The sequence below is a fragment of the Pacificoceanicola niger genome (genome assembly GCF_048553275.1).
Classification (GTDB): domain Bacteria; phylum Pseudomonadota; class Alphaproteobacteria; order Rhodobacterales; family Rhodobacteraceae; genus Pacificoceanicola.
In genome coordinates, this window is the sequence record NZ_JBLZMW010000011.1 from 84,439 (window position 1) to 104,464 (window position 20,026).

Consider the following 20,026-nt stretch of genomic DNA (forward strand, 5'->3'; position numbering starts at 1 on the left):
GTTCGTATGAAAAGGAACACGATATGCAACTTGGTCAACTTGGTGGTACCGGCCTCTATCTTGTCGATCCGTCGAACCCGCAGGACGCGACCTGGGGGGCGATGGTGTTCGGGAACCAGCGCCCGGAGAGCCTTGATCTTGGCAGCAGTTTCTACAATGCGGACAGCTTCTATGTTTTCTTTCCGGCCAGCGATCGTGGCAGTAACTGGGCCAGTTTCGCCAGCGGGATGAAATCGCAGATCCGCGGGGTTTCAAACCGCCGGTTCGGGTTCTTCGATATCAACGGAGACGGGCTTGATTTCCTCGAAGTGACGGGCACCGCAAATCAGCAGGTGCTGAACGGCGGATCGGATTTCGCGTTCCGCAACATCGTCCTGCGCGTGCAGCAGCCCGGCAACGAGCAGGTCAAGGTGTCTTATGACGACGGCCTGTCCGAGTTCCGGATCACCAATCTTGTCGTCGGGGCGCAGGTCACGGTGACCTGGCACGCCGCCGCGCCGGGGGCGGCGGAAAAGGTGATGATGCCGATGGGCGATCTGATCATTCCACTGACTGGTCCGGCACCGGGAACCCTGCGCACCGATCTGGAACTGGATCTGACGGATCAGGCGGCGTTCGAGACCGGCCCGATGTATTTTGGCCCGGCCAAGAGCGGGGCGGATGTGCTGGCGCTGCGGTATCCGACCTTCCTAGTCGGGGGTGGGGCCGGGGGCAAGATCCGGTTGACGGCCTATGCGGACGTGGCGCTGCCGATGGACCCGAAGCGGACGTTCTTCGAATTGGCGGACAGCACCCTGTCCAGCGGTTTCACGACAACGCTTGGCCATCAGATCAACCTGGCCCCGACCGGCGGAACCCAGGGCGTGACGCCGCGCTTCGTGCTTGCGGACCGTCCTGTCACGCAGACCGGAGAGGTGCAGGCGTACTACCTGACGCCGATGGGGGCGTTTTCGCTGTCGCAGGCGGGCGGTGCGCAGACCGGCGCGCTGATCTGCGGGTATTCCTCGACGGAGGTGTTTTCCTTCACGCAGGGCGATGTGCTGGAGTTTACGCCCCTGCAGAACGCCTTTGTCGAGAGTACCCCGGCCAGGCCCGCGACCAAGGAGACGCCCGCCGTTCCGGCGACCTATCTCACGGATGCGGCCACGACCTCCTGGATCGGCATCTCGTCAAGCACGGCACAGCCGACCTATTACAGCCAGCCGCAGGGCAGCCCGATTTTCGAAGATGACGGCTCGACCGGCGGCGCGCCGGAAGCGCCGAACGGCGCGGATGACACGGCCACGCCGAACACGGCTCACAAACTCAAGCTCAAGGCGATCCCGGCCTGGCCCGCCCAGGGCAGCGCCGCGGCGGGCGTGACCGCCAGCCCCCTGTTTCCCATGGTGCCCTATGGCGGGCTTGCCTCCATCGACCCGATCACCGCCCCGGCGCTTGAGCAGACCGAAAGCAAGGGGATCAACCCGGCGCGGCGCAAGGCGCTCAGCAATGCCAACACGGCAAAGAGCTTTGCGCCAATGGCGGTGGCGAGCGCGGGCGCGTCGGCGGATGCGCTGCAGTACAACATGACGCCGCTGGGCCTTGTCGGCGGGTTTGATGGGAACAACCTCTGGCAGGAGACAACCTTTGCGTTGAGCGGCGCGGCGCAAAACCGGAGCCTGCAATTCCAGAACATGGGTGACGAGATCCGGGCCGCCTTCTACCAGAACCAGGTCTTCCTCGTGATGGACCGGGATGACACGGACACGGGGCCGTTGTTCACCTTCGACAAGGCCGACGCGACGGTCGAGCTTGCGGATTGGTTCTTTGATCTGCGCCTGACCCAGGGCAGCCTGGATGAATCGCCGGTGCTGATCGTCAAGTTCTTCCGCGACAAATCCATCAAGGCGCTGGTCGAGAACCGGGCGCTCTGGGAGGATGCGCCGACCTTCTGCACCGACGCCGAAGCGCGGCAAGCGCAGATCCTCGCCATCATCGAGGCCGCCGAGGCCGACGTGAAGAAGAACGGCGAAACCTCGATCTACAGCAATTTCGTGAAAGTGGTGAACGATCAGAATTTCACCGGCCTGCTCGCGTTGAATACGGCGCTGGACCTGCAGGAATTGCCGGCGGTCATCAAGGCGCTGATGGGCGGCATGGTCGACAAGGACGGCAACAGCAATATTGCCGCCTTCCGCGCCCATCACGTCGGGGTTTCGATCTCCGATACCGGCGACGGGGCGTGCGTGGCGCTGGAGTCCAGTTCGATTTTCGCGCTTGTGGACTACGAAGATGACGGTAGCGCCAACACCTCGCTTCAGACCCGGTCGCCGGAGCATCTTGCCCTCGATCTCGACGTGCTGGACAGCATCTATCCCTGCGGCGCAAACGGGCTGACCTGCTATGGATTCAAGGTGATCTATGTGCGGGCGCTGTTCACCAACAACGCCTTGTCCAGTTTCGACGCGGAGGTCGACCTCACGGTCAACAACCTGTTTGCCGTGGGCGTCAACCTCGGGGGCGGGGGCGGAAGTGCGCCGGGCGGTGACGGCGACAACATCATCAAGATCAACGGAAGCTATTCCGAGCATGACGGGGCACAGACCTATTCGTTCGTGGCCAAGAAGACCTATGAATTCGCCTTCGCGGACAACACCTACCTGAAGAAAATCACCTTCGACAAAGTGCAATTTTCGGCCACCACGGAGGAGGACGGCGGTTCGGACAGCAGCCGCATCAGCTCGCGCTTCGGGATCTGGGGCAGCATGGAGTTCAACAAGCTCGATTTTCTCGACATGTTCAGTTTTGAAAAACTGTCCTTCGCCGATCTCGGTATCGAGATGGGCTATGATCTGCTCGTGCACCCCTTGCCGACGCCGCCGGAGACCAGGAACCTGACGCTCAGCTTTGCACCGGGCAACCTGCGCTTCGATTTCGGTGAAACGCAGCAACGCGCCGATGACGACAGCCTGCTTGCGCTGCTGCCGTTCAAGCTCAAGAGCTTTCTCTATTCCGAAGACGGCCAGAGCATTTCCGATCTGGATTATTTCGGGATCAGTCTCGACACGCTCGGCGATGTGGACACCAGCCCCGAGTTCAACTTCGCACTGATCTTCGATCTCGATCTGGGCAGCCTCGGCGGGCTTGTCGGGGACCTGTCGGCGTTCAAGTTCTCGATCATCCTCGGCTGGCAGCCGGCCACCGGAAAATCGCCGAACGCGCTGGTCTTCGGGGTGCAGATGCCAGAGGCGGATGGCAAGCTGGAGCTGACCATCGAGGGCGTGTTGAAGATCGCCATCGAGCTGTTTCAGCTCAAATACGTCGACAACACGCAGGACCCGGGCACCAAGCTGCTCGTGCTGGCCATGCACAACTCCTACATGGAGATCCTCGGCACCCGGATTCCGCCCGGAAACGTCTTTTTCGATCTGGCGCTGTTCGCGCCAACCAAGGGCGACGACAAGATCGGCTGGATTGCCGCGCTGAATGCGCAGGACCCGAAGAAAAAGAGCGAGGGCCTGTCCATGGACGGGCCGATGGCGGCGCTTGAGGATGCGTCCCGCAAAGAGGTCTCGGAGGCGGTCGAGCGCGAGATGGCCGAAGCGCCGGCACATTTCCTGGCCAAGCCCGAAGACGACGGGGACGAAGGCTCCAGCGTGCTCAAGCTCGATTACCTTGGGGTGGGCCAACGTGTCGGCCCGGACAAGAAGCTGAAAAGCTTTGACGAATTCCTCGGCTATATGCGCAAGGACTTCTGGAGCGCCGTCAAGGACGGCAATTACGACAAAGTCTACAAACCCGATGGCGGCTGGATCGTGGTGGCCAATATCGTGGTGCTCGATCTGGTCGGACTTGGCTTTGTCTTTTATGACGACACGCCGTTCTACTCGCTCAAGATCTACATCACCAAGGGCAGCATCAAGGGGCTGTCCTTCGAGATCACCTATACCAAGATCAGCGACGACGTCGGGCTGTTCTTCATCAATTTCACTTTGCCGGACGCGCTGCGCACCTTCGAGGTCGGGGCGGCCAGCCTGACGCTGCCGGCGTTGAAGCTGTCGATCTATACCAACAGCGATTTCAAGATCGACCTCGGGTTTCCGGCCAATGACAATTGGTCCGTCTGTTTCCGGGTCGAGGCCTTTGCCGGGCCGATCCCGGTGACCGGGTCGGGCGGGTTCTACATCGCCAAGCTCAGTTCCGCCACCGACGATACCTTCACCGCCAAGGATTACAGCACCATCCTGGCGGCCGGGTTTGGCGTGCGTCTGGGCGTGGGCAAGAATTTCGTCGCCGGGCCGCTCAAGGCCGGGGTCAGCCTGACCTTCTTTGGCATTATCGAAGGCGCGGTCGGCTACAGGGAATATGATGGTGGCGAGGGTGACACAGACATCGTCGAATGGCTGACGCAGCCCAAGGCGCTTGCGCTCAAAGGCCAATTCGGCGTCATTGGCGAGCTTTACGGCTCGCTTGATTTCGTCATCATCAAGGCCAGCGTCAACGTGCGCATTCAGGCCTCCGTTGGCATTCAGCTGATCGTCGAAGACGGTCTGGGCGGTGATTTGCTGCTTTATGTCGAGGCGAGCCTGAGCGTGTCGGTCAGCCTCAAGATCAACCTGTTCCTATTCTCCATCACCATCAGCTTCTCGTTCAAGGCGAGCTTCCGCTTTGAATGGCAGATCGCCAAACAGCACAGCGCCGCGCATATCGAAGCCTTGCAAATGAAGAGCATTCTTGCGGCGATGGCGGGCGATACGCCCTGGAGTCCGGATTACCCGCTGCAGGCTGGGCTGAATCCGGCCTTGTCAGGCTGGATGACACCGGAGTTCACCACAGTCTGGAGCGATCCGGCGGCCACCGGCGCGCCGTGGTTCGCGGTTTCTCTGACCATGGAGTACCTCCCGGAGCCGAGCGCGGCGACGATCGAAACCCTGAAGCCGTTCGAGACCCTCGCGGGGCAAATGCTGGCCTGGGCGATGAGCGGGGCTGCGAACCTGCCAAGCTGGGATGCCGAGATTACGCAAAAGGATGTCAATTCCCTGAACCAGAGCCCCGAGCATCTGGTCGGTGGTCTGACCTATGACGTCCTGCTCCAGGGGCTGGGCAAGATGTTCACGCTCAACGTGACCAATCCGCCAGCCGCGCCTGCGGGCATGGCGGCAGAAGAGAAAGAGGACAAATACGCCACGATCTTCCCGATGCCGCCGTTCCTGACGCTGGCGACCAAGGGCCGTGATACGGAGCTGAGCTACAAGTTCTCCAGCAAGAGCAACGTCTCGAAGAGCTGGATCAACACCACGCTGCAGGACTATTTCAACGAACTTTACACCAATATCACCAGCCCTGCGGGCGATGCCGCCCTCGCGGAGGTGGCCGATGACACGGTGCCGCTGGGCCAGTCGATGTTCCTCGACTGGTTCCAGGCGGTGGTGCGTTCGGCGCTCAATGCGGTTCTGACGCAGATGCAGAATGACGAGACCGAGAGCGGCAAGCTGTCGGATATCTATCTCGCAGCGGTCAAGAGCGGCGAGATGCGCAAGGTGGCGGGGCAGATGGCGCAATTCTTCCGCTCTGGCCTGCGCCTACCAAAGACCGAGGGGATGGAGGTGCCGGATGGCCCGCTTGCGGAGACCAATCCGCTTTATGCGCTGATCTGGCAGGAATTTCCGGTGGGCGCGACGCAGGATTACACCGTCAGCCTGCTTGGCGATGCGGCACAGGCCTGGCTCACGGTCGATGCCGATTGGCAGGTGACCGCCGCCGATGTTGCGCCTTATGCGATCAGCGGCAGCGGTCTGTCCGTGCCGTCCGGTGCCAGCGTCATGCCGGTTCTGCAATCCGGGCCGCAGGCCTTTGCGCTGGCCAATCCCATCACCTGGACACCGGCGGGCGGCACGGCGCGCTCGCTTCGGCCTTTCCCGGCCTCCATGCTGACGGCGCTCAAGGCTTCTGCGCCGCTCGCCATTAGCTTGTCCACCCGCCGGACCGGCAAAGCCTTCGATCCACAGACAAACCCGGTGCCGACCACGGACACGACCTTTGCGCTGTCTATCGAGATGGTGATCCGCAAGGTTCCGGCGGGCGAAGGCCAGTTCCTCGAAACCACCTATGCGCTGGGCGCGGCGGACCTGACCCAGCAGACGGCCATGCGCGAATTGCTCGCGGCGCTTGTCGCCGGGACGGCCACCGCCAAACCGGTCGATCTGCTGTTCCAGAGCGCCGCCGATCAACCGGGGCTGGCCTCTGACCCAGCGGCCAAACAGCTTTTCGTGCTGCGGACCAACACCACCACGCAAAGCGTGCCGCCCGCGACGATCGAGGCGCTGGCCCTGACGCAGGAAGAGACGGTCGCCGTCGGCGCGAATGCGAACGATCCCAAGGGCTTCCTGCAGATCCTCGAACAGGCAAGCGTCACCAATCAGACGGGATATTTCCTGACCTTCGAGACCGCGGATGGCAATGGATTGCCCGATGCGCTGTTCGGCTCGCAGAACTTTGCGCCGGTGACCTTCCTGTTCGAGCTGGAGCTGGCTCCGGCGGGGCAGGTCTATCAGGTGCCGCAATACGCCAATGCGGTTGTGCTTGAGAACACCACGCCGGACCTGCTCTACTTTGCCCAGACCACAGAGGCGGCGGATGAGACGTCCTATGTCTCGACCGCAGCGGGGGCGCTTGGCTTTGAGCTGAGCCGTGCGGAGCCGACAGGTGAGGCCGTCATGGACCATCTGGCCAATCTCTACAGCCTGATCGCCTATCAGGTGCCGGGCAGCACGGGCTACCGCGCATCGGGGCTGTCCGTGCCATCGGGCCCGCAGAAGGAAAGCGAGACGGACACCACCCAGTCGTGGCGCCTGTTCGTGCCGCTCTACAAACTGGCCGTCGACAATCCGCCGATGACGCCGGAGCCGAACCGCTATGCCTCCATCGGTCAGACCGCGAGCGTCGATGCGCTGATCGTCGACGCCTTCGGCAACAGTTTCGGCGGGGCGCGCGCCCTTGTCTCGGATCATGCGACCTTGTTCTTCGACGATCTTGTCCCCTTGGGCAACTGGTCGGGCATTCGCTCGGTGTTTGACTTCAACGCCTGGTCCGATCCGACGGACAACACCACCTGCGCCGCCATCGACGAAGGCACCGGGCTTGCCACGGGGGCCGTCGCCAAGCCGGGCATGCTCAGCGTCTACCTATGCCCGTCCGCCGATGCGCTCCCGACACCGGGATCGGACAGCGCGCTTGCCACGGCTGAGCTCTACCGGACACTGTTTGACCAACTCTCGGCCAAGGGGCCGGATGGCACGGCAACGACACAGATGTTCGTGCGCACAAACCTTGACAGCACCGGCTCGGACATCGCGCTCGATGGGCCGCAGACCCTGGCGGTGCTGTCGATGATCTCGGATGTCGAGAGCTATCTGACCGGCGGCACGGGCGCCGATCTGCCGGGCGTCACGCTCAGCATTGCGGTGCCGGGCGCGGCGGATGCCCTGCCGCTTGTCTTTGAAATCGCGGTTGATTTCGGGATCAAGCGGGTGGACTTCGTGGCGCCGGAGGTCATGGCGGCGGGCTATGAGAACGCCATACGCGTGCTCAATGCCGTGCCTGCGCAATCCGATCCGGAGGCCCTTCAGCAGCTCGCAGCCGATTTCGCCATAGCCTTCCCGGGCTATACGCTTGCAACCGGACCGGCGGATGCGAACGGTGTGGTCGTGCCCAAGCCCGCGCCGACCGCGCTGGCCGATGAGGCCAAGAGCAGCTCTGCCCAGCCCAAGGGGCTTTGGGCTGTCTCCACCAACGTGACGGATCTGCAGATCAGCAAGACGCGCCGGGCCTATCTCGCGCCCAAGCCGCTCGACACCAAGCTGCGCTCGGGCGACGTTGCCATGCCGAACGACCTTCCCGGTCTGGGCAGTCTGCCGGCACGGCGGACCTTCTCGGACGTGGATCTCGATCAGATGGCGCGGGGCGCGTTCTCGGCCATCGACAATATCCTTGGCGCGGAGAATGCCTCCAACACCTTCGCGCAGGCCCCCGATGCCTATCGCGCGATTGCCGAAGCGCGGGAGGCCATTGCCGACCGCTATTCGGACAATGAGGTGGATTGGTTGCTCAAGGATCCGGCCTTCCAGGGGCAGGGAAGCGACCTGTGTCAGGGGCAGGATCTCATGGCGCAGCAGATGCGCGCGGCGCTCGGCAGTGCCTATGCGATCAACACGATCGTTCAGACCGACGTCAGCTTTGCCAAGGCGTTGCCGCAGAACATGAACAACCGTCTGCAACTCTTTGGCCAGATGCAGCGCCCCTCCGGGCAGACCGGCGTGGAAACAAAGGGCGGCGGCTTTGGTCTTGGCACCGCACGGGTGGATATCCCGGCCGGGGAGGGTGGGCAGAAAACGACCACGAGCTTCCTCTACGGGGTGTCGGATCAGAAGATCGAAGAGGACGCCTTCGAGCAATTCGCGCTCGAATGGGCGGTGACGCACCTTCAGGTGTTCCTCGATGATCGGGCGCTGGATTATTGCACCCACGACGAGAAGGCGCCGCCCTCCGTCTGGCTGCAATTCATCAACGCCTTTACCGTGGCGCCGCAGATGGGCGAGACGATCATCCCGCTGGCCTATCGCGAATATCCGACGCCGCCGACCATGATCGCTCAGGGCACGAAAGTGCCGGATGTGACGGAGCCGGCGTCGCTGGCGGAGCTGACAAGCTGGATTTACACCACGACCTATCAGGCGCGTTTGTTGTCCCGGGACGAGATCACGCTCAACCTGATCTACAACACGCGGATCAAGGCGGGATCGTCGGTCACGGCCGACTTTGTCGGGGCACCGGTCAGCTATACGCTGTTCGAGGCGCTGGCGCGGTTCGCGGCCGGCTACGAGGTGTTGCGCGGCCAGATCAGCCCGGTCCCGGAGAGCGGCGCGGCGGATGCGCTGCAGAGTTTCGCGACGCTGGTCACGCAGCTTGCCAATAATTCGGATTGGGTGCCGGCGAACACGGCGCTGTTCGAGGCGACCGGCCCAGTCTACACGCTAGAGCAGGACACCGTCACGGACAAGCTGCAGGAGGGGGGCGCGCGAGAGATCACGCTGACGTCTGATCCGCTTGTGACGGGCCCCAACCCATGGGTCGGGGAAAAGACGGTTGTCGCGCTCGATCCGGGAACCATGGAGCCCTATGAGGGGCAGACCAGCACGCATGGCGATCGGATCACCACAACGCAATACGATCCGGGCGGGATGCTGTCCGGAAATTTCGTGACACATCGGGTGCAGGTGTCCAGGTTGACGACGCTGGCCTTCGAGAACGCCAATTCCGGCATCGGCACTCGCCGTAACGCACAGATCTACCCGGACCCCACGGTACTCTCGAACCCTGAGTTCATCTATCAAACGCCCATCGTGGCGCTGACCAACCCGCTGACTCCCTTCGTGGTCAACAACACGATCTATCCGATCTGGCCCAAGGTGGTCAAAGAGAGGGATCAGGATCTGGGCGTCTATATCCGGCGTCTGCTGGAAGAGCTGATGGGCCTTGACGAGATATCCGGCACCTTGTCCTCGGTCAGGATGGATGACGTCAGCGCCATGGCCGAGAACCGGCGGCTGAAGCTGGATGTGCGGTACGGGTTCCCGATCGGCGCACCGTCCGGATCGTCGGCGCAGGCCATGAACCTCGTGCCATTGATGCCGGTTGTCCTCGTGCGGTCCTTCGATTTGCCGGTTGCCGGGCTGAAACAGGCCATCGAGGGCTGGGTCGGTCTGTCGAATGACACGGGGGATCTCAAACCCTTCGCCGCGGTCCTTGCCGATTGGTTCACGGCGCAGGACATCGCCCTTGGCCAGTCCGGCGCGCCGAACGCACCGCCGCCGGGGGCCTTCCTGTCCTTCGACATCACTCTGTTCTCCCAGCTCGAAAGCGGGCTGAACCAGCTTCCTCTGCTGCGGTTGACGGATCTCAGGCTGGACCTGTCGGTGGTCAAGGCCCCGGGCGCGTAAGCGCACGGCGCGCCGCCAGAAAAAACGCCCCGCCTGTTGCAAGGCGGGGCGCTCGGAATGTCAGAACAACCGTTCAGGTTCAGACGTCGGTCCAGGCCTTGTCGTCGCCGCCCAGGCCGCCGACCTGAACCCGTGTTGGCAGGCCCATTTGATCAAGCAGCGTGAAGAAGGGTTTGGGATCAAGCTCTTCGACGTTCTTCATCGTTCCCGCATCCCACTCCCCGGAGGCCACCAGCAAGGCGGCTGCCACCGGCGGAACACCGGCGGTGTAGGAGATCCCCTGGCTGCCCACTTCCTCATAGGCTTCCTTATGGTCGGCGACGTTATAGACGAACAGTTCGACGTCCTTGCCGTCCTTCGTCCCCTTGACCAGATCGCCGATGCAGGTCTTGCCGGTGTAGTCGGGCGCGAGGCTCGACGGGTCGGGCAGGCAGGCCTTGACCACCTTCAAAGGCACCACTTCCTGTCCCTCGGCGGTCAACACCGGTTGCTCCGACAGCAGGCCGATGTTCTTCAGCACGGTGAAGACGTTGATGTAGTGATCGCCAAAGCCCATCCAGAAGCGCACGTCCGCCTCGGGGTAGTTGGTCGCGAGCGAGTGCACCTCGTCATGGCCGGACTGGTAGGCCTTGGACGGGCCAACGACGGGCAGGTCCCATTCGTGGCCAGAGGCGAACATGGTCGTCTCTTTCCACTGCTGGTCTTCCCAATAGTAGACCACGCCGGTGAATTCGCGGAAATTGATTTCCGGGTCGAAGTTCGTGGCGAAATACTTGCCGTGGGAGCCGGCGTTGATGTCGACGATGTCGATGGATTTCACGGTGTCCATCTGGTCGATGGCAAAGCGCGCATAGGCGTTCACCACGCCGGGATCGAAGCCGGCGCCAAGGATCGCCGTGATGCCCTTTTCGGCACACAGATCGCGCTTTTTCCACTCGTAGTTGGCATACCACGGCGGGGTTTCGCAGATCTTGTCCGGCTCTTCGTGGATCGCCGTGTCGATATAGGCGGCGCCTGCTTCGATGCAGCCATCGAGCACATGCATGTTCACAAAAGCGGTGCCGACGTTGATGACGATCCCGCATCCCGTCTCCCGGATCAGCGCGGCCACGGCGCTGCTGTCCGTGGCATCCACCGCATGAGAGGCCAGAATGCCGTCCTGCTTCATCGCGTCCTTGTCGTGGACAGAGGCGATGATGTCGTCACATTTCGATTTGGTTCGGCTGGCGATATGAATATCTCCCAGCACGTCGTTATTCTGCGCGCATTTATGCGCCACGACCTGTGCGACGCCACCAGCGCCGATGATGAGCACGTTCTTCTTCAACGTATCCAGCCTCCGTTTTTGGGTGTTTTCTCGCCTTTCGGCGACAGTTTCACGACAGCGCCGCCGAGAAATCCTCATAGGTGAAATCGCGCACCAGACGGGTCGTTCCGTCCAGTTCACGCACCGCGATTGCGGGCATCTTGACGCCGTTGAACCAGTTTTTCTTGACCATGGTATATCCGGCGGCGTCCTGAATGGACAGCCGATCCCCCGGTTTCAGAGCGTTTTCAAAGCGGAATTCGCCAAAGATATCGCCCGCAAGACAGCTTTTACCGCAAACCATCCACTCCTGATCGCCGCTTTCGTTCATTTTGGCGCTCTCACGATAGATCAGCAGGTCAAGCATATGCGCCTCGATGCTGCTGTCGACGATGGCCAGGTTCTTGCCGTTGAAGAGGGTGTCGAGCACCGTCACCTCCAGCGTCGTCGATTGCGTGATCGCCGCCTCTCCGGGTTCGAGATAGACCTGGACCTCATTCTCCCCGGCAAAGCGTTTGAGCCGCTCGGCCAGCTTGTCCAGGGGGTAGCCTTCGCCGGTGAAATGAATGCCGCCGCCCAGGCTGATCCAGTCCATGCGGCGGATCAGGTGGCCGAAGCGCTGCTCGATCATGCCCAGCATGGCGTCGAACCGCTCGAAATCGGCGTTCTCGCAGTTGTTGTGGAACATGAAGCCGCTGATCAGATCGGCGACCGGCTCGATCCCTTCGGGCGCATGTTCGCCCAGGCGGGAGAAGGGGCGGGACGGATCGGCCAGATCGAACCCGGAAGTCGACACGCCGGGATTGACGCGCAGCCCGCGGGTGTGGCCCCGGCTGACCTGCTCGAACCGGGCAAGTTGCTGTGCGGTGTTGAAGATCACCTTGTCCGAAGAGGCCAGCACCTCGTCGATTTCATCGGGCGCCCAGGCCACGGAATAGGCATGCGTCTCGCCGGGAAACTTTTCACGGCCGAGTTTCACCTCGAAGAGCGAGGAGGAGGTGGTGCCGTCCATATACTCGGACATGAAATCGAACACCGACCACGTTGCAAAGCACTTGAGCGCGAGCAACGCCTTGGCCCCGGAGTGCTCACGAAGCCAGGCGATCTTTTCCATGTTCGGCAGCAAGCGGGACTTGTCGATCAGGTAGTAAGGGGTGTGCATGATGATAAAGCCCTTGGTCGCAGCGTCGGTCGTGGCTGACCTAGTGCGCCAAAGCACCGCTGGCAATGGTTTGTTGGCGCGGCCGCGCTACACTTCTTTTGAGGCACTGCCCGTCATATAGGCGTTACGCGGCGGCTCTATTGCTTGGGCGGACTACTGTATGTTGCGGGGCTTGCCAGAGCGCGAACGCGAGATATAGTGGCTCTAAGCTGGGGCGGGGTGTCCCGCCCTGGGTCTCGATCGTGAAGGCAGGCAGGGCGAAGGATGAGTCCCCCAATGGACGGCAATTTCAGAACCAATTTTGTCCGCGAGCCGGGCGCCTTGAAACATCATCCGGCGCTTGTGCTCAACGCGGACTTCAGACCCTTGTCCTACTATCCGCTGAGCCTCTGGCCGTGGCAGGAGGCGATCAAGGCGGCCTATCTCGACAGGGTCGACATCGTGGCCGAGTATGACGAGGTTGTGCACAGTCAAAGCATGACCTTGCGAATACCCAGTGTCGTCGTCCTGAAAGATTACGTAAAACCGAGAAAGCGCGTGGCCTTCACGCGCTTTAATCTTTTTTTGAGGGACGAATTTCGCTGCCAGTACTGCGGCAGTCGCTCCGAACTGACCTTTGACCATGTCATCCCGCGCGCCGCCGGGGGCGTGACAAGCTGGGAAAACGTCGTGGCAGCCTGCGCGCCGTGCAACCTGCGCAAAGGCTCCAAGAGCGTGCGGCAGGTTGGCTTTTCCCTGCGCAAACCGCCGCGCCAGCCGGGGGCGCAGGAGCTGCTCAATCTTGGCCGGAAATTCCCGCCGAACCATCTGCACGAAAGCTGGATGGATTTCCTTTATTGGGACGCTGAATTGCAAGCTTGAGGCCACCTGTCTTTTTCCGGCCAATTGATCAACGGGCCGCAGTGGCCTTCGGTCCTGACGCTGTGCCGGGCAAAAGACGCTCTTTCGACCAACGACATTTTCGGCAGGTCAAAGCGGTTCGTTCAGAACAAGCCAAACGCGCGGGGCGGTCGAATTCACCGCCAATATGGATCAGCTTCTGTTCTGCGTCCCGGCAAGAACCTCGGTGTATAGCTGGGGTCGGCCCAGCAGGAACCCCTGCGCCGCATCGACACCGAGGCGCTCAAGTTCGGCGAGTTCCTCCTGCGTTTCGATGCCCTCTGCGATGATACCGGCACCCTGCAGCTGCGCGAAGGCCCGCAGCGAGGATACCAGGTTTTGTTGCTCGACGCTCGTGTCGATCCCGCTGATCAAAGAGCGGTCCAGCTTGATGAAATCCGGTTTCAGCACCAGAACATGGCGCAGGCTGGAATAGCCGGCCCCGACATCGTCCACCGCTATCCTGAACCCGAGGGCGCGCAGCGCCCGTATAGCCGTGCCGAAACTGGCATAATCGGCGACACGCTCGTGTTCGGTCAGCTCGATGACCACGCGGTGCCGATCCGCAGGCCGGAACAGCGCGGCAATATCCAGATCCTCGATGGAAGATGTGGAAAAGTTGATCGTCAGGAACGCGCCCGGCGGCAACAGATCCAGAACCGTGCCGGAGCCACGGGCGACGATCTCCTCCAGCGAGGCAACCATGTCCAGGTGTTTTGCCCGCTGGAACACCTCTGACGTCATGCCCAGTCTGTCCGGGAAGCGGGTCAGCAGCTCATAGCCAAGGGCGGTTCGGTCTGGCAGGGCGCGGATCGGTTGCAGATGGAAATCGAACGTGGCGTTTCCCAGCGCGTCTTGCAAGATGTCTGCAGATGCACCGTCGTCTTCGCTGTGCTGCGCCATGGTTTCCATATCACGGGCAAGCAGGTCGGCGCACAGGGTGAAAAAGGCCAGATCGCGCTCTTTCAGATCCGGTTTCGGCTGCCGGCTGAAGGCGCAGAGCATGCCGTAGATCCGGCCGGTCGAGAATTCGATCGGCACGCTGATGTGCCCTCCAACGGGCAGGCTGTGCGTGGCTGCAATGTCCGCAACGGACGGCTCAAGCCGCGCATCCGTGAGCATATTGGGCACCTGGCGCCGCGCGACGCGGCTGCAATAGCTTTCGTTGAGGGGCGAGGGGCGCAATTGATCTGCGCGAACGGCATCCTGGGTCCCGTCCACGTCGACTTCGTCAAAGACCCGTTCGGTCGCGGTAAAGCGCGAAATGAAGGCCGCATCCATCTCGAAAAGCTCCCTCAGGGTTTTGAGGATGCGCCGCTTCTTCCATCGCAGATCTTCGGGTCTGTTCCCGATTTCGGCAGTGATGGCATCTCTGAAGTGGTGGGAGATCAAGACGCGCCTTTCTGTTTCACCCTCAAGTCACCGGGGCTTTTCCGGACAGTCGCTCGCGCTCACTGGCCATCCATACTGCGTCATTCCCTGATTGCGTGTGATCCTTTGGAATGCCGCAATTCTGAGTATTGTGACCGGCAAGCGGGGGTCCTTGTCAAGGAGGTTACGCGCCGCTGGCGTCACGCCGCGACGTCCGGCCCCTTGAGGCAGGCCCGACTTCGGGGCACTGTCCTCGCTTGGGAGCCCGGCTTATCGGGGGGCGCAGGGGAGGATCGTTTCATGGCTGCACATCCACAGATCGTTGGCTGGGCCCATAGCAAATTTGGCAAGGCACCGGAGGAAGACCTGCTGGCCTTGATCCGCAGCGTTGTGCCCGATGCGCTGACCCATGCCGGGATCGGGGCGGAGGATATCGAAGGCATCTTCGTCGGCTGCTACAACAACGGGTTCTCAAAGCAGGGGTTCGAGGCGGCGTTGGTCGGCATGGCGGTGCCGGAGTTGGCCTCCGTGCCTGCGGTTCATCTGGAAAATGCCTGCGCCACCGGCTCGGCTGCGCTCTATGCGGCGCTGGATTTCATCGCCGCAGGGCGAGGCCGGGTTGCGCTTGTGGTTGGTGCGGAGAAGATGACCGCAACGCCTGGCCAGCGGATCGGGGATATCCTGCTGTCTGCGGCCTATCGCGCGGAAGAAGGCGGCGAGGCCGGTTTTGCCGGGGTGTTCGGGCAAATCGCGCAGAGCTATTTTCAGCAGAACGGCGATCATTCCCGCGAGCTTGCTATGATCGCGGCCAAGAACCACGCCAACGGGATGCTCAACCCCTACGCCCATATGCAAAAGCCCTTTTCCATGGAGTTCTGCAACACCGTTTCGGAGAAAAATCCGCGTGTAGCCGGACCGCTGCGGCGCACCGATTGCAGTCTTGTCTCCGATGGCGCGGCGGCGTTGGTGATTGCGCATCCGGATGTGGCGGCGGACATGCAGCGCGCCATCGCCTTCCGCGCCCGCACACAGGCCAATGATATCCTCGCCCTTTCCCGGCGGGACCCGACGGAATTTGCCGGACCGCGCCGCGCCTGGGCAGGATCGCTGGAGGCGGCAGGGCTGACGCTGAGCGATCTCGACATGGTTGAGACCCACGATTGTTTCACCATCGCCGAACTGCTGGAGTATGAGGCCATGGGCCTTGCGGAGCGCGGACAGGGCGGTCGGGTGATCCGCGATGGGGTGACGCAGCGGGACGGGCCGTTGCCGGTCAACCCATCTGGCGGGCTCAAGTCCAGGGGCCATCCCATCGGCGCCACCGGCGTGTCGCAGCATGTCATGGCCGCGATGCAATTGGCCGAAGAAGCTGGGGCGATGCAGTTGCCGGATGTACAGCTCGCGGGTGTGTTCAACATGGGGGGCGCGGCGGTGGCGTCCTATGTGTCGATCATGGAGCGGGTGAAATGAGCGCGAACCGGGATCCGAAACTGCCGTGGTCCGTGCGCGGACACAATCTTGCGCATTTCCTGACAAAGAACGCCGCACGGCTGAAGGACCGACCAGCGCTGATCCGGGGGGATCACGTGTTGAGCTGGAGAGCACTGGATGCGCGGGTCAGCGCGCTGGCTGCCGCCATGGCCGAAGACTTCGGTGTCCGGCCAGGGGATCGCATCATGGTGCAATCCCCGAACAACCCCGAGATGACCGAGATCATGTTCGCCTGCTGGCGTATCGGCGCTGTCTGGGTGCCGTCGAACTTCCGCCAGCGCCCCGATGAAGTGGCCTATCTCGCGCAGAAATCCGATGTCAGCCTGATGTTCTGTGAAGAGGGCTATCCGGACCACGCCCGTGCCTGTGTCGCTGCGGCGCCGAAGCTCGAACAGGTGATCTGCATCGGCACCGGCTTTGGCACACCGTATCGGGATGTCATCGCCCGCCATCATGGGGCGCAGGTTGCGAATGTGCCCGTTGACCGCGATGCGCCATGCTGGCTGTTCTTCACCTCCGGCTCGACCGGGCGGCCCAAGGCGGTTGTGCTGACCCATGGTCAGTTGACCTTTACGGCGCTCAACCACCTCAATGACCTGTGCCCCGGCACCACGCCCGACGACATGAGCCTTGTCGTGGCGCCGCTGAGCCATGGCGCGGGCATGCATCAGTTGATGATGGTCGCGGGCGGCGTTGGTTCCGTGCTTTTGCCTTCCGGCAAGTTTGATCCCGCAGAGGCGTGGCGGCTGGTCGAGCGGCATCGGATCACCAACATGTTCACCGTGCCGACCATCGTGAAGATGCTGACGGAACACCCGAGCGTCACCGCCCATGATCACTCCAGCCTGCGCTATGTGATCTATGCCGGGGCGCCGATGTATCGCGAGGATCAGAAACAGGCGCTGCGCACGCTCGGGCCGGTGCTTGTGCAGTATTTCGGCCTTGGCGAGGTCACCGGATGTATCACTGTCCTGCCGGCGCAGGATCATAGCCTGGAGGATGGGCCGCAGGCCCGCATCGGCACCTGCGGCGTCGAGCGCACCGGGCTGCATGTCAGCATTCAGGATGATGCCGGAACAGAGCTTGGCCCGTTTGAGACCGGCGAGATTTGCGTCGCCGGTCCGGCGGTCTGCGCAGGGTACTACAACGATGACGCGGCCAATGAGAAAGCCTTCCGGGATGGCTGGTTCCGTACCGGCGATCTCGGCCATATGGACGATGAGCGCTATCTGTTTATCACCGGTCGCTCTTCGGACATGTATATCTCTGGCGGATCAAACGTCTATCCGCGCGAGATCGAAGAGCTTCTGCTGACGCATCCGGCGTTGTCCGAGGTGGCGATCCTCGGCATGCCGCATTCGCGCTGGGGCGAAGTGGGGTTGGCGGTCTGTGTCTGCGAGCCGGGGCAGACGGTGGAGCCGGCGGCGCTCGCGCAGCTGCTCGAACCACAGCTGGCACGATACAAGCTGCCGCACCGGTACATCTTTCTCGATGAGATGCCCAAGACCGGCTATGGCAAGATCACCAAGAATCTGGTGCGCGAGGCGCTTGAGGCGCGGGGCCTTTGGCCGATGGAGGGGGCGTGACGCGCGATCGCCTGCGCCACCTGGGTCCGCCCGCCGAGGTGGGGTTTCGCGCTGTCCATGGCCATGCCCGCTCCATGCCTGTGTCTCTGCCTGCCGGGCAGACGCTGATGGAGGCGGTGGCGGATGTCATGGACCGCGCCGGGTGCGACAGCGCGGCTCTGACGGTGGATGGCATGGCTATGGGCCCTTTCGCCTATGTCATGCCCGACACCTGCGACGATGGGGTGCACGCGGCCTGGTACAGTGAAACCCGTGAGGGCAGTCAGGCTCGCATCCGCTTTGGAACGGCCATCGTAGGCCGGCGGGACGGGGCGTGGTGGCTGCACTGCCATGCGGTCTGGGAGGAGGCGGGTGCCATATTCTGCGGCCACCTGTTGCCGGATCGGATGATCGTGGTGGAGGACAGCACTGTGATGCTGCACACCTTTGACGGCGGCAGGTTCGAGGTGGCACTGGATGAAGAAACCCGGTTCCCGATTTTCCATCCCGTTGGGAGCGGGAAGGGTGGCCAAGGCAATGCTCTGCTGGCCAAGGTGAACCCGCATCACGATGTGCACGGCGCCATCACCGCGATGATCGAGGAGGCGGGGTTTGAAAACACGCGGATCCTTGGCATTGGAAGCCTGATCGGCGCGCGGTTCGCCGAAGGCGGCGACATGGCATCACCGATCTCCGAGGTGCTTGTCCTGCCGGGCGCACACTGGAATGGGCGCTTGCATCTTCCCATGCATTGCGTCGATCCTGAGGGCAGGCAGTTTGATGGAGTCCTGCAGCCCGGCGGTGGCCCGGTCTGCGTCACCTTCGAGCTGATGATCGTCGAGGACCATGACCCGCCCAATGACAGCAATGCCCCCCGCTGATGCCGCCACGGCCCCGCGTCCTGTGTCGATGGGCCTTTATGCCATCGCGGCGGCGCTGGCGACCTGTGCCGATCTCTTCGGTCTTGCCGCCGCGCTGCCCGTTGCAGGCGCGGCCTTGGTGGCTTTTGTCCTGCTTGAGTTTGCCCGCATCCGCCGCCCGCAGCAGATCGCGGCACTGGTGCTGTTTGTGGTCTCCATCGGTCTCGGCCTGCGGTTCGGCGCTTTGTGGTCCATTCTGAGCGAGGGTGTGCTCAAGACGCTGCCCTTCATGCTGATTTTTGCCTCCGTTGGCTGGTTGCGCGCCGCCGCCGGGGAAAGCCCGTCTCTCATGGCGCTGCGGCAGGGGCTGTCGCGGATGCCGCCGGGGCGGCGTTTCATCGCGATCTCCAGCGCGGCGCATGGGCTCGGGGCCGGGTTCAATCTTGCCGGGATGGGGCTGCTGACCCCGATCCTTGACGATGTGAAGGACGATCCGGAGGCCGGACAGCGGCTGCGTTGCGCGATCCTGTGGGGGTTCAGCACGGCGGCGAGCTGGTCGCCCTTCCTTGTCGGAACGGCGGTTGTGCTTTCTGCGTTGCCGGGGGTGGCGTGGTTTCAGATGGCACCCTACGGCGTGTTCATCGCGGTGGGATTTCTGATCTGGGCTGCGGTCTACAACCGCCTTGTGCATCGCGGGGCAAAACCGGAAGGACCGGCGCCGCCGCGTGCGCCGATGCCAAACCTTTGGCCGGCCGCGCTGCGTATGCTGGTTGCCATCCTTTTGCTGTTCGCCCTGACCCTGTCGCTGATCGAGATCGGCGGGCTGCGCCTGACGACTGCCATTGCCATTGCGGCGCCGTGCTTCGGCCTGTCCTGGCTGGCACTGGTGCATGCCCGGCGCGATCCTCAGCGCATTGCGCAGGTGGTGCGCGGCGTTATCCAATCCTATCCGGGGATGCGCACGGAAAGCACGCTCTTCGTGGCGGCGAATATCTTCGGGGTCGCGATCTCTGCGTCACTTCCGCATGATCATGGCACGAACGGTGCCGTTCCCTGGGCCGGGCTTGGCACCGGCGTTGACTTTGTCGATACCCTGCTTGCGATCTGGGCCTATCTCGCGGTCTGCGCGGCGGGTCTCCACCCGGTGATCCTGCTCGTGGTTTTTACCACCCTGGCCGACCCCGCCGCGCTGGGCTTGCCGCTGCCGCTGCTTGGGGCGGTCTTCATGGCGCTTTGGGGCATGGGCACCGCTGTCTCCCCGCTCTCGGGTACAACCCTGTTCATGTCACAATTTTCGCCGGTCTCGTCCTTTACGATCGCGTGGCGATGGAACAGCGTGTTCTTCAGTCTCGGGGCGGTCTGGCTTGCGGTGGCCATCGCGTTGCTGCGCTGAGACGCCTGATCGCCTGCGCAGG

The 20,026-nt window shown here is 62.6% G+C and carries 9 protein-coding genes; 6 read left to right on the forward strand and 3 right to left on the reverse strand.

From position 1 onward, the window contains the following. Positions 1 to 23 precede the first annotated feature (23 nt). Positions 24 to 9,977, forward strand: a complete 9,954-nt coding sequence (locus ACN2XU_RS14705; protein WP_419411210.1) for a hypothetical protein — start codon at positions 24 to 26, stop codon at positions 9,975 to 9,977. Positions 9,978 to 10,056: 79 nt separating this feature from the next. On the opposite strand, the gene ACN2XU_RS14710 is transcribed toward ACN2XU_RS14705, so the two are convergent. Both ACN2XU_RS14710 and ACN2XU_RS14715 read right to left on the reverse strand, forming a co-directional pair. Then, positions 10,057 to 11,304 (reverse strand): saccharopine dehydrogenase family protein, encoded by a 1,248-nt coding sequence (locus ACN2XU_RS14710; RefSeq protein ID WP_419411211.1) that lies wholly within the window; start codon positions 11,302 to 11,304, stop codon positions 10,057 to 10,059. 49 nt (positions 11,305 to 11,353) lie between these two features. After that, positions 11,354 to 12,445 carry a carboxynorspermidine decarboxylase gene (locus ACN2XU_RS14715; RefSeq protein WP_419411212.1) on the reverse strand — a complete coding sequence of 364 codons (1,092 nt, stop codon included), beginning with the start codon at positions 12,443 to 12,445 and terminating at the stop codon, positions 11,354 to 11,356. A 276-nt stretch (positions 12,446 to 12,721) separates the two neighbouring features. Here ACN2XU_RS14715 and ACN2XU_RS14720 point away from each other — a divergent pair, with 276 nt between their 5' ends. Further along, on the forward strand, positions 12,722 to 13,306 hold the full coding sequence (locus tag ACN2XU_RS14720; RefSeq protein WP_419411213.1) for an HNH endonuclease: 585 nt from the start codon (positions 12,722 to 12,724) through the stop codon (positions 13,304 to 13,306). Positions 13,307 to 13,477: 171 nt separating this feature from the next. Here ACN2XU_RS14720 and ACN2XU_RS14725 read toward each other — a convergent pair whose 3' ends face one another. Then, entirely contained in the window at positions 13,478 to 14,716 is a 1,239-nt protein-coding gene (locus tag ACN2XU_RS14725; protein WP_419411214.1) for a sensor domain-containing phosphodiesterase, read from the reverse strand. Positions 14,717 to 14,995: 279 nt separating this feature from the next. Between ACN2XU_RS14725 and ACN2XU_RS14730 the strand changes: the two genes are divergently transcribed. Genes ACN2XU_RS14730 through ACN2XU_RS14745 form a run of 4 tightly spaced genes read left to right on the forward strand, consistent with a single transcriptional unit; the run spans position 14,996 to position 20,004 of the window. Further along, positions 14,996 to 16,165, forward strand: coding sequence for an acetyl-CoA acetyltransferase (locus ACN2XU_RS14730; protein ID WP_419411215.1), 1,170 nt, complete (start codon positions 14,996 to 14,998; stop codon positions 16,163 to 16,165). After that, positions 16,162 to 17,772, forward strand: coding sequence for an acyl-CoA synthetase (locus ACN2XU_RS14735; RefSeq protein ID WP_419411216.1), 1,611 nt, complete (start codon positions 16,162 to 16,164; stop codon positions 17,770 to 17,772). Before ACN2XU_RS14730 ends, ACN2XU_RS14735 begins: the two co-directional genes overlap by 4 nt. Beyond that, positions 17,769 to 18,632 carry a PPC domain-containing DNA-binding protein gene (locus ACN2XU_RS14740; protein WP_419411217.1) on the forward strand — a complete coding sequence of 288 codons (864 nt, stop codon included), beginning with the start codon at positions 17,769 to 17,771 and terminating at the stop codon, positions 18,630 to 18,632. The genes ACN2XU_RS14735 and ACN2XU_RS14740 overlap by 4 nt, the downstream gene beginning before the upstream one ends. Beyond that, positions 18,610 to 20,004 (forward strand): hypothetical protein, encoded by a 1,395-nt coding sequence (locus ACN2XU_RS14745; protein ID WP_419411218.1) that lies wholly within the window; start codon positions 18,610 to 18,612, stop codon positions 20,002 to 20,004. Before ACN2XU_RS14740 ends, ACN2XU_RS14745 begins: the two co-directional genes overlap by 23 nt. Positions 20,005 to 20,026 lie beyond the last annotated feature (22 nt).

What these genes read in the sequence shown, in the direction of transcription:
- ACN2XU_RS14705 (WP_419411210.1), top strand. Translation starts at nt 24, where the DNA reads ATGCAACTTGGTCAACTTGGTGGTACCGGCCTCTATCTTGTCGATCCG.
- ACN2XU_RS14715 (WP_419411212.1), bottom strand. Translation starts at nt 12,445, where the DNA reads ATGCACACCCCTTACTACCTGATCGACAAGTCCCGCTTGCTGCCGAAC.
- ACN2XU_RS14720 (WP_419411213.1), top strand. Translation starts at nt 12,722, where the DNA reads ATGGACGGCAATTTCAGAACCAATTTTGTCCGCGAGCCGGGCGCCTTG.
- ACN2XU_RS14730 (WP_419411215.1), top strand. Translation starts at nt 14,996, where the DNA reads ATGGCTGCACATCCACAGATCGTTGGCTGGGCCCATAGCAAATTTGGC.
- ACN2XU_RS14735 (WP_419411216.1), top strand. Translation starts at nt 16,162, where the DNA reads ATGAGCGCGAACCGGGATCCGAAACTGCCGTGGTCCGTGCGCGGACAC.
- ACN2XU_RS14745 (WP_419411218.1), top strand. Translation starts at nt 18,610, where the DNA reads ATGACAGCAATGCCCCCCGCTGATGCCGCCACGGCCCCGCGTCCTGTG.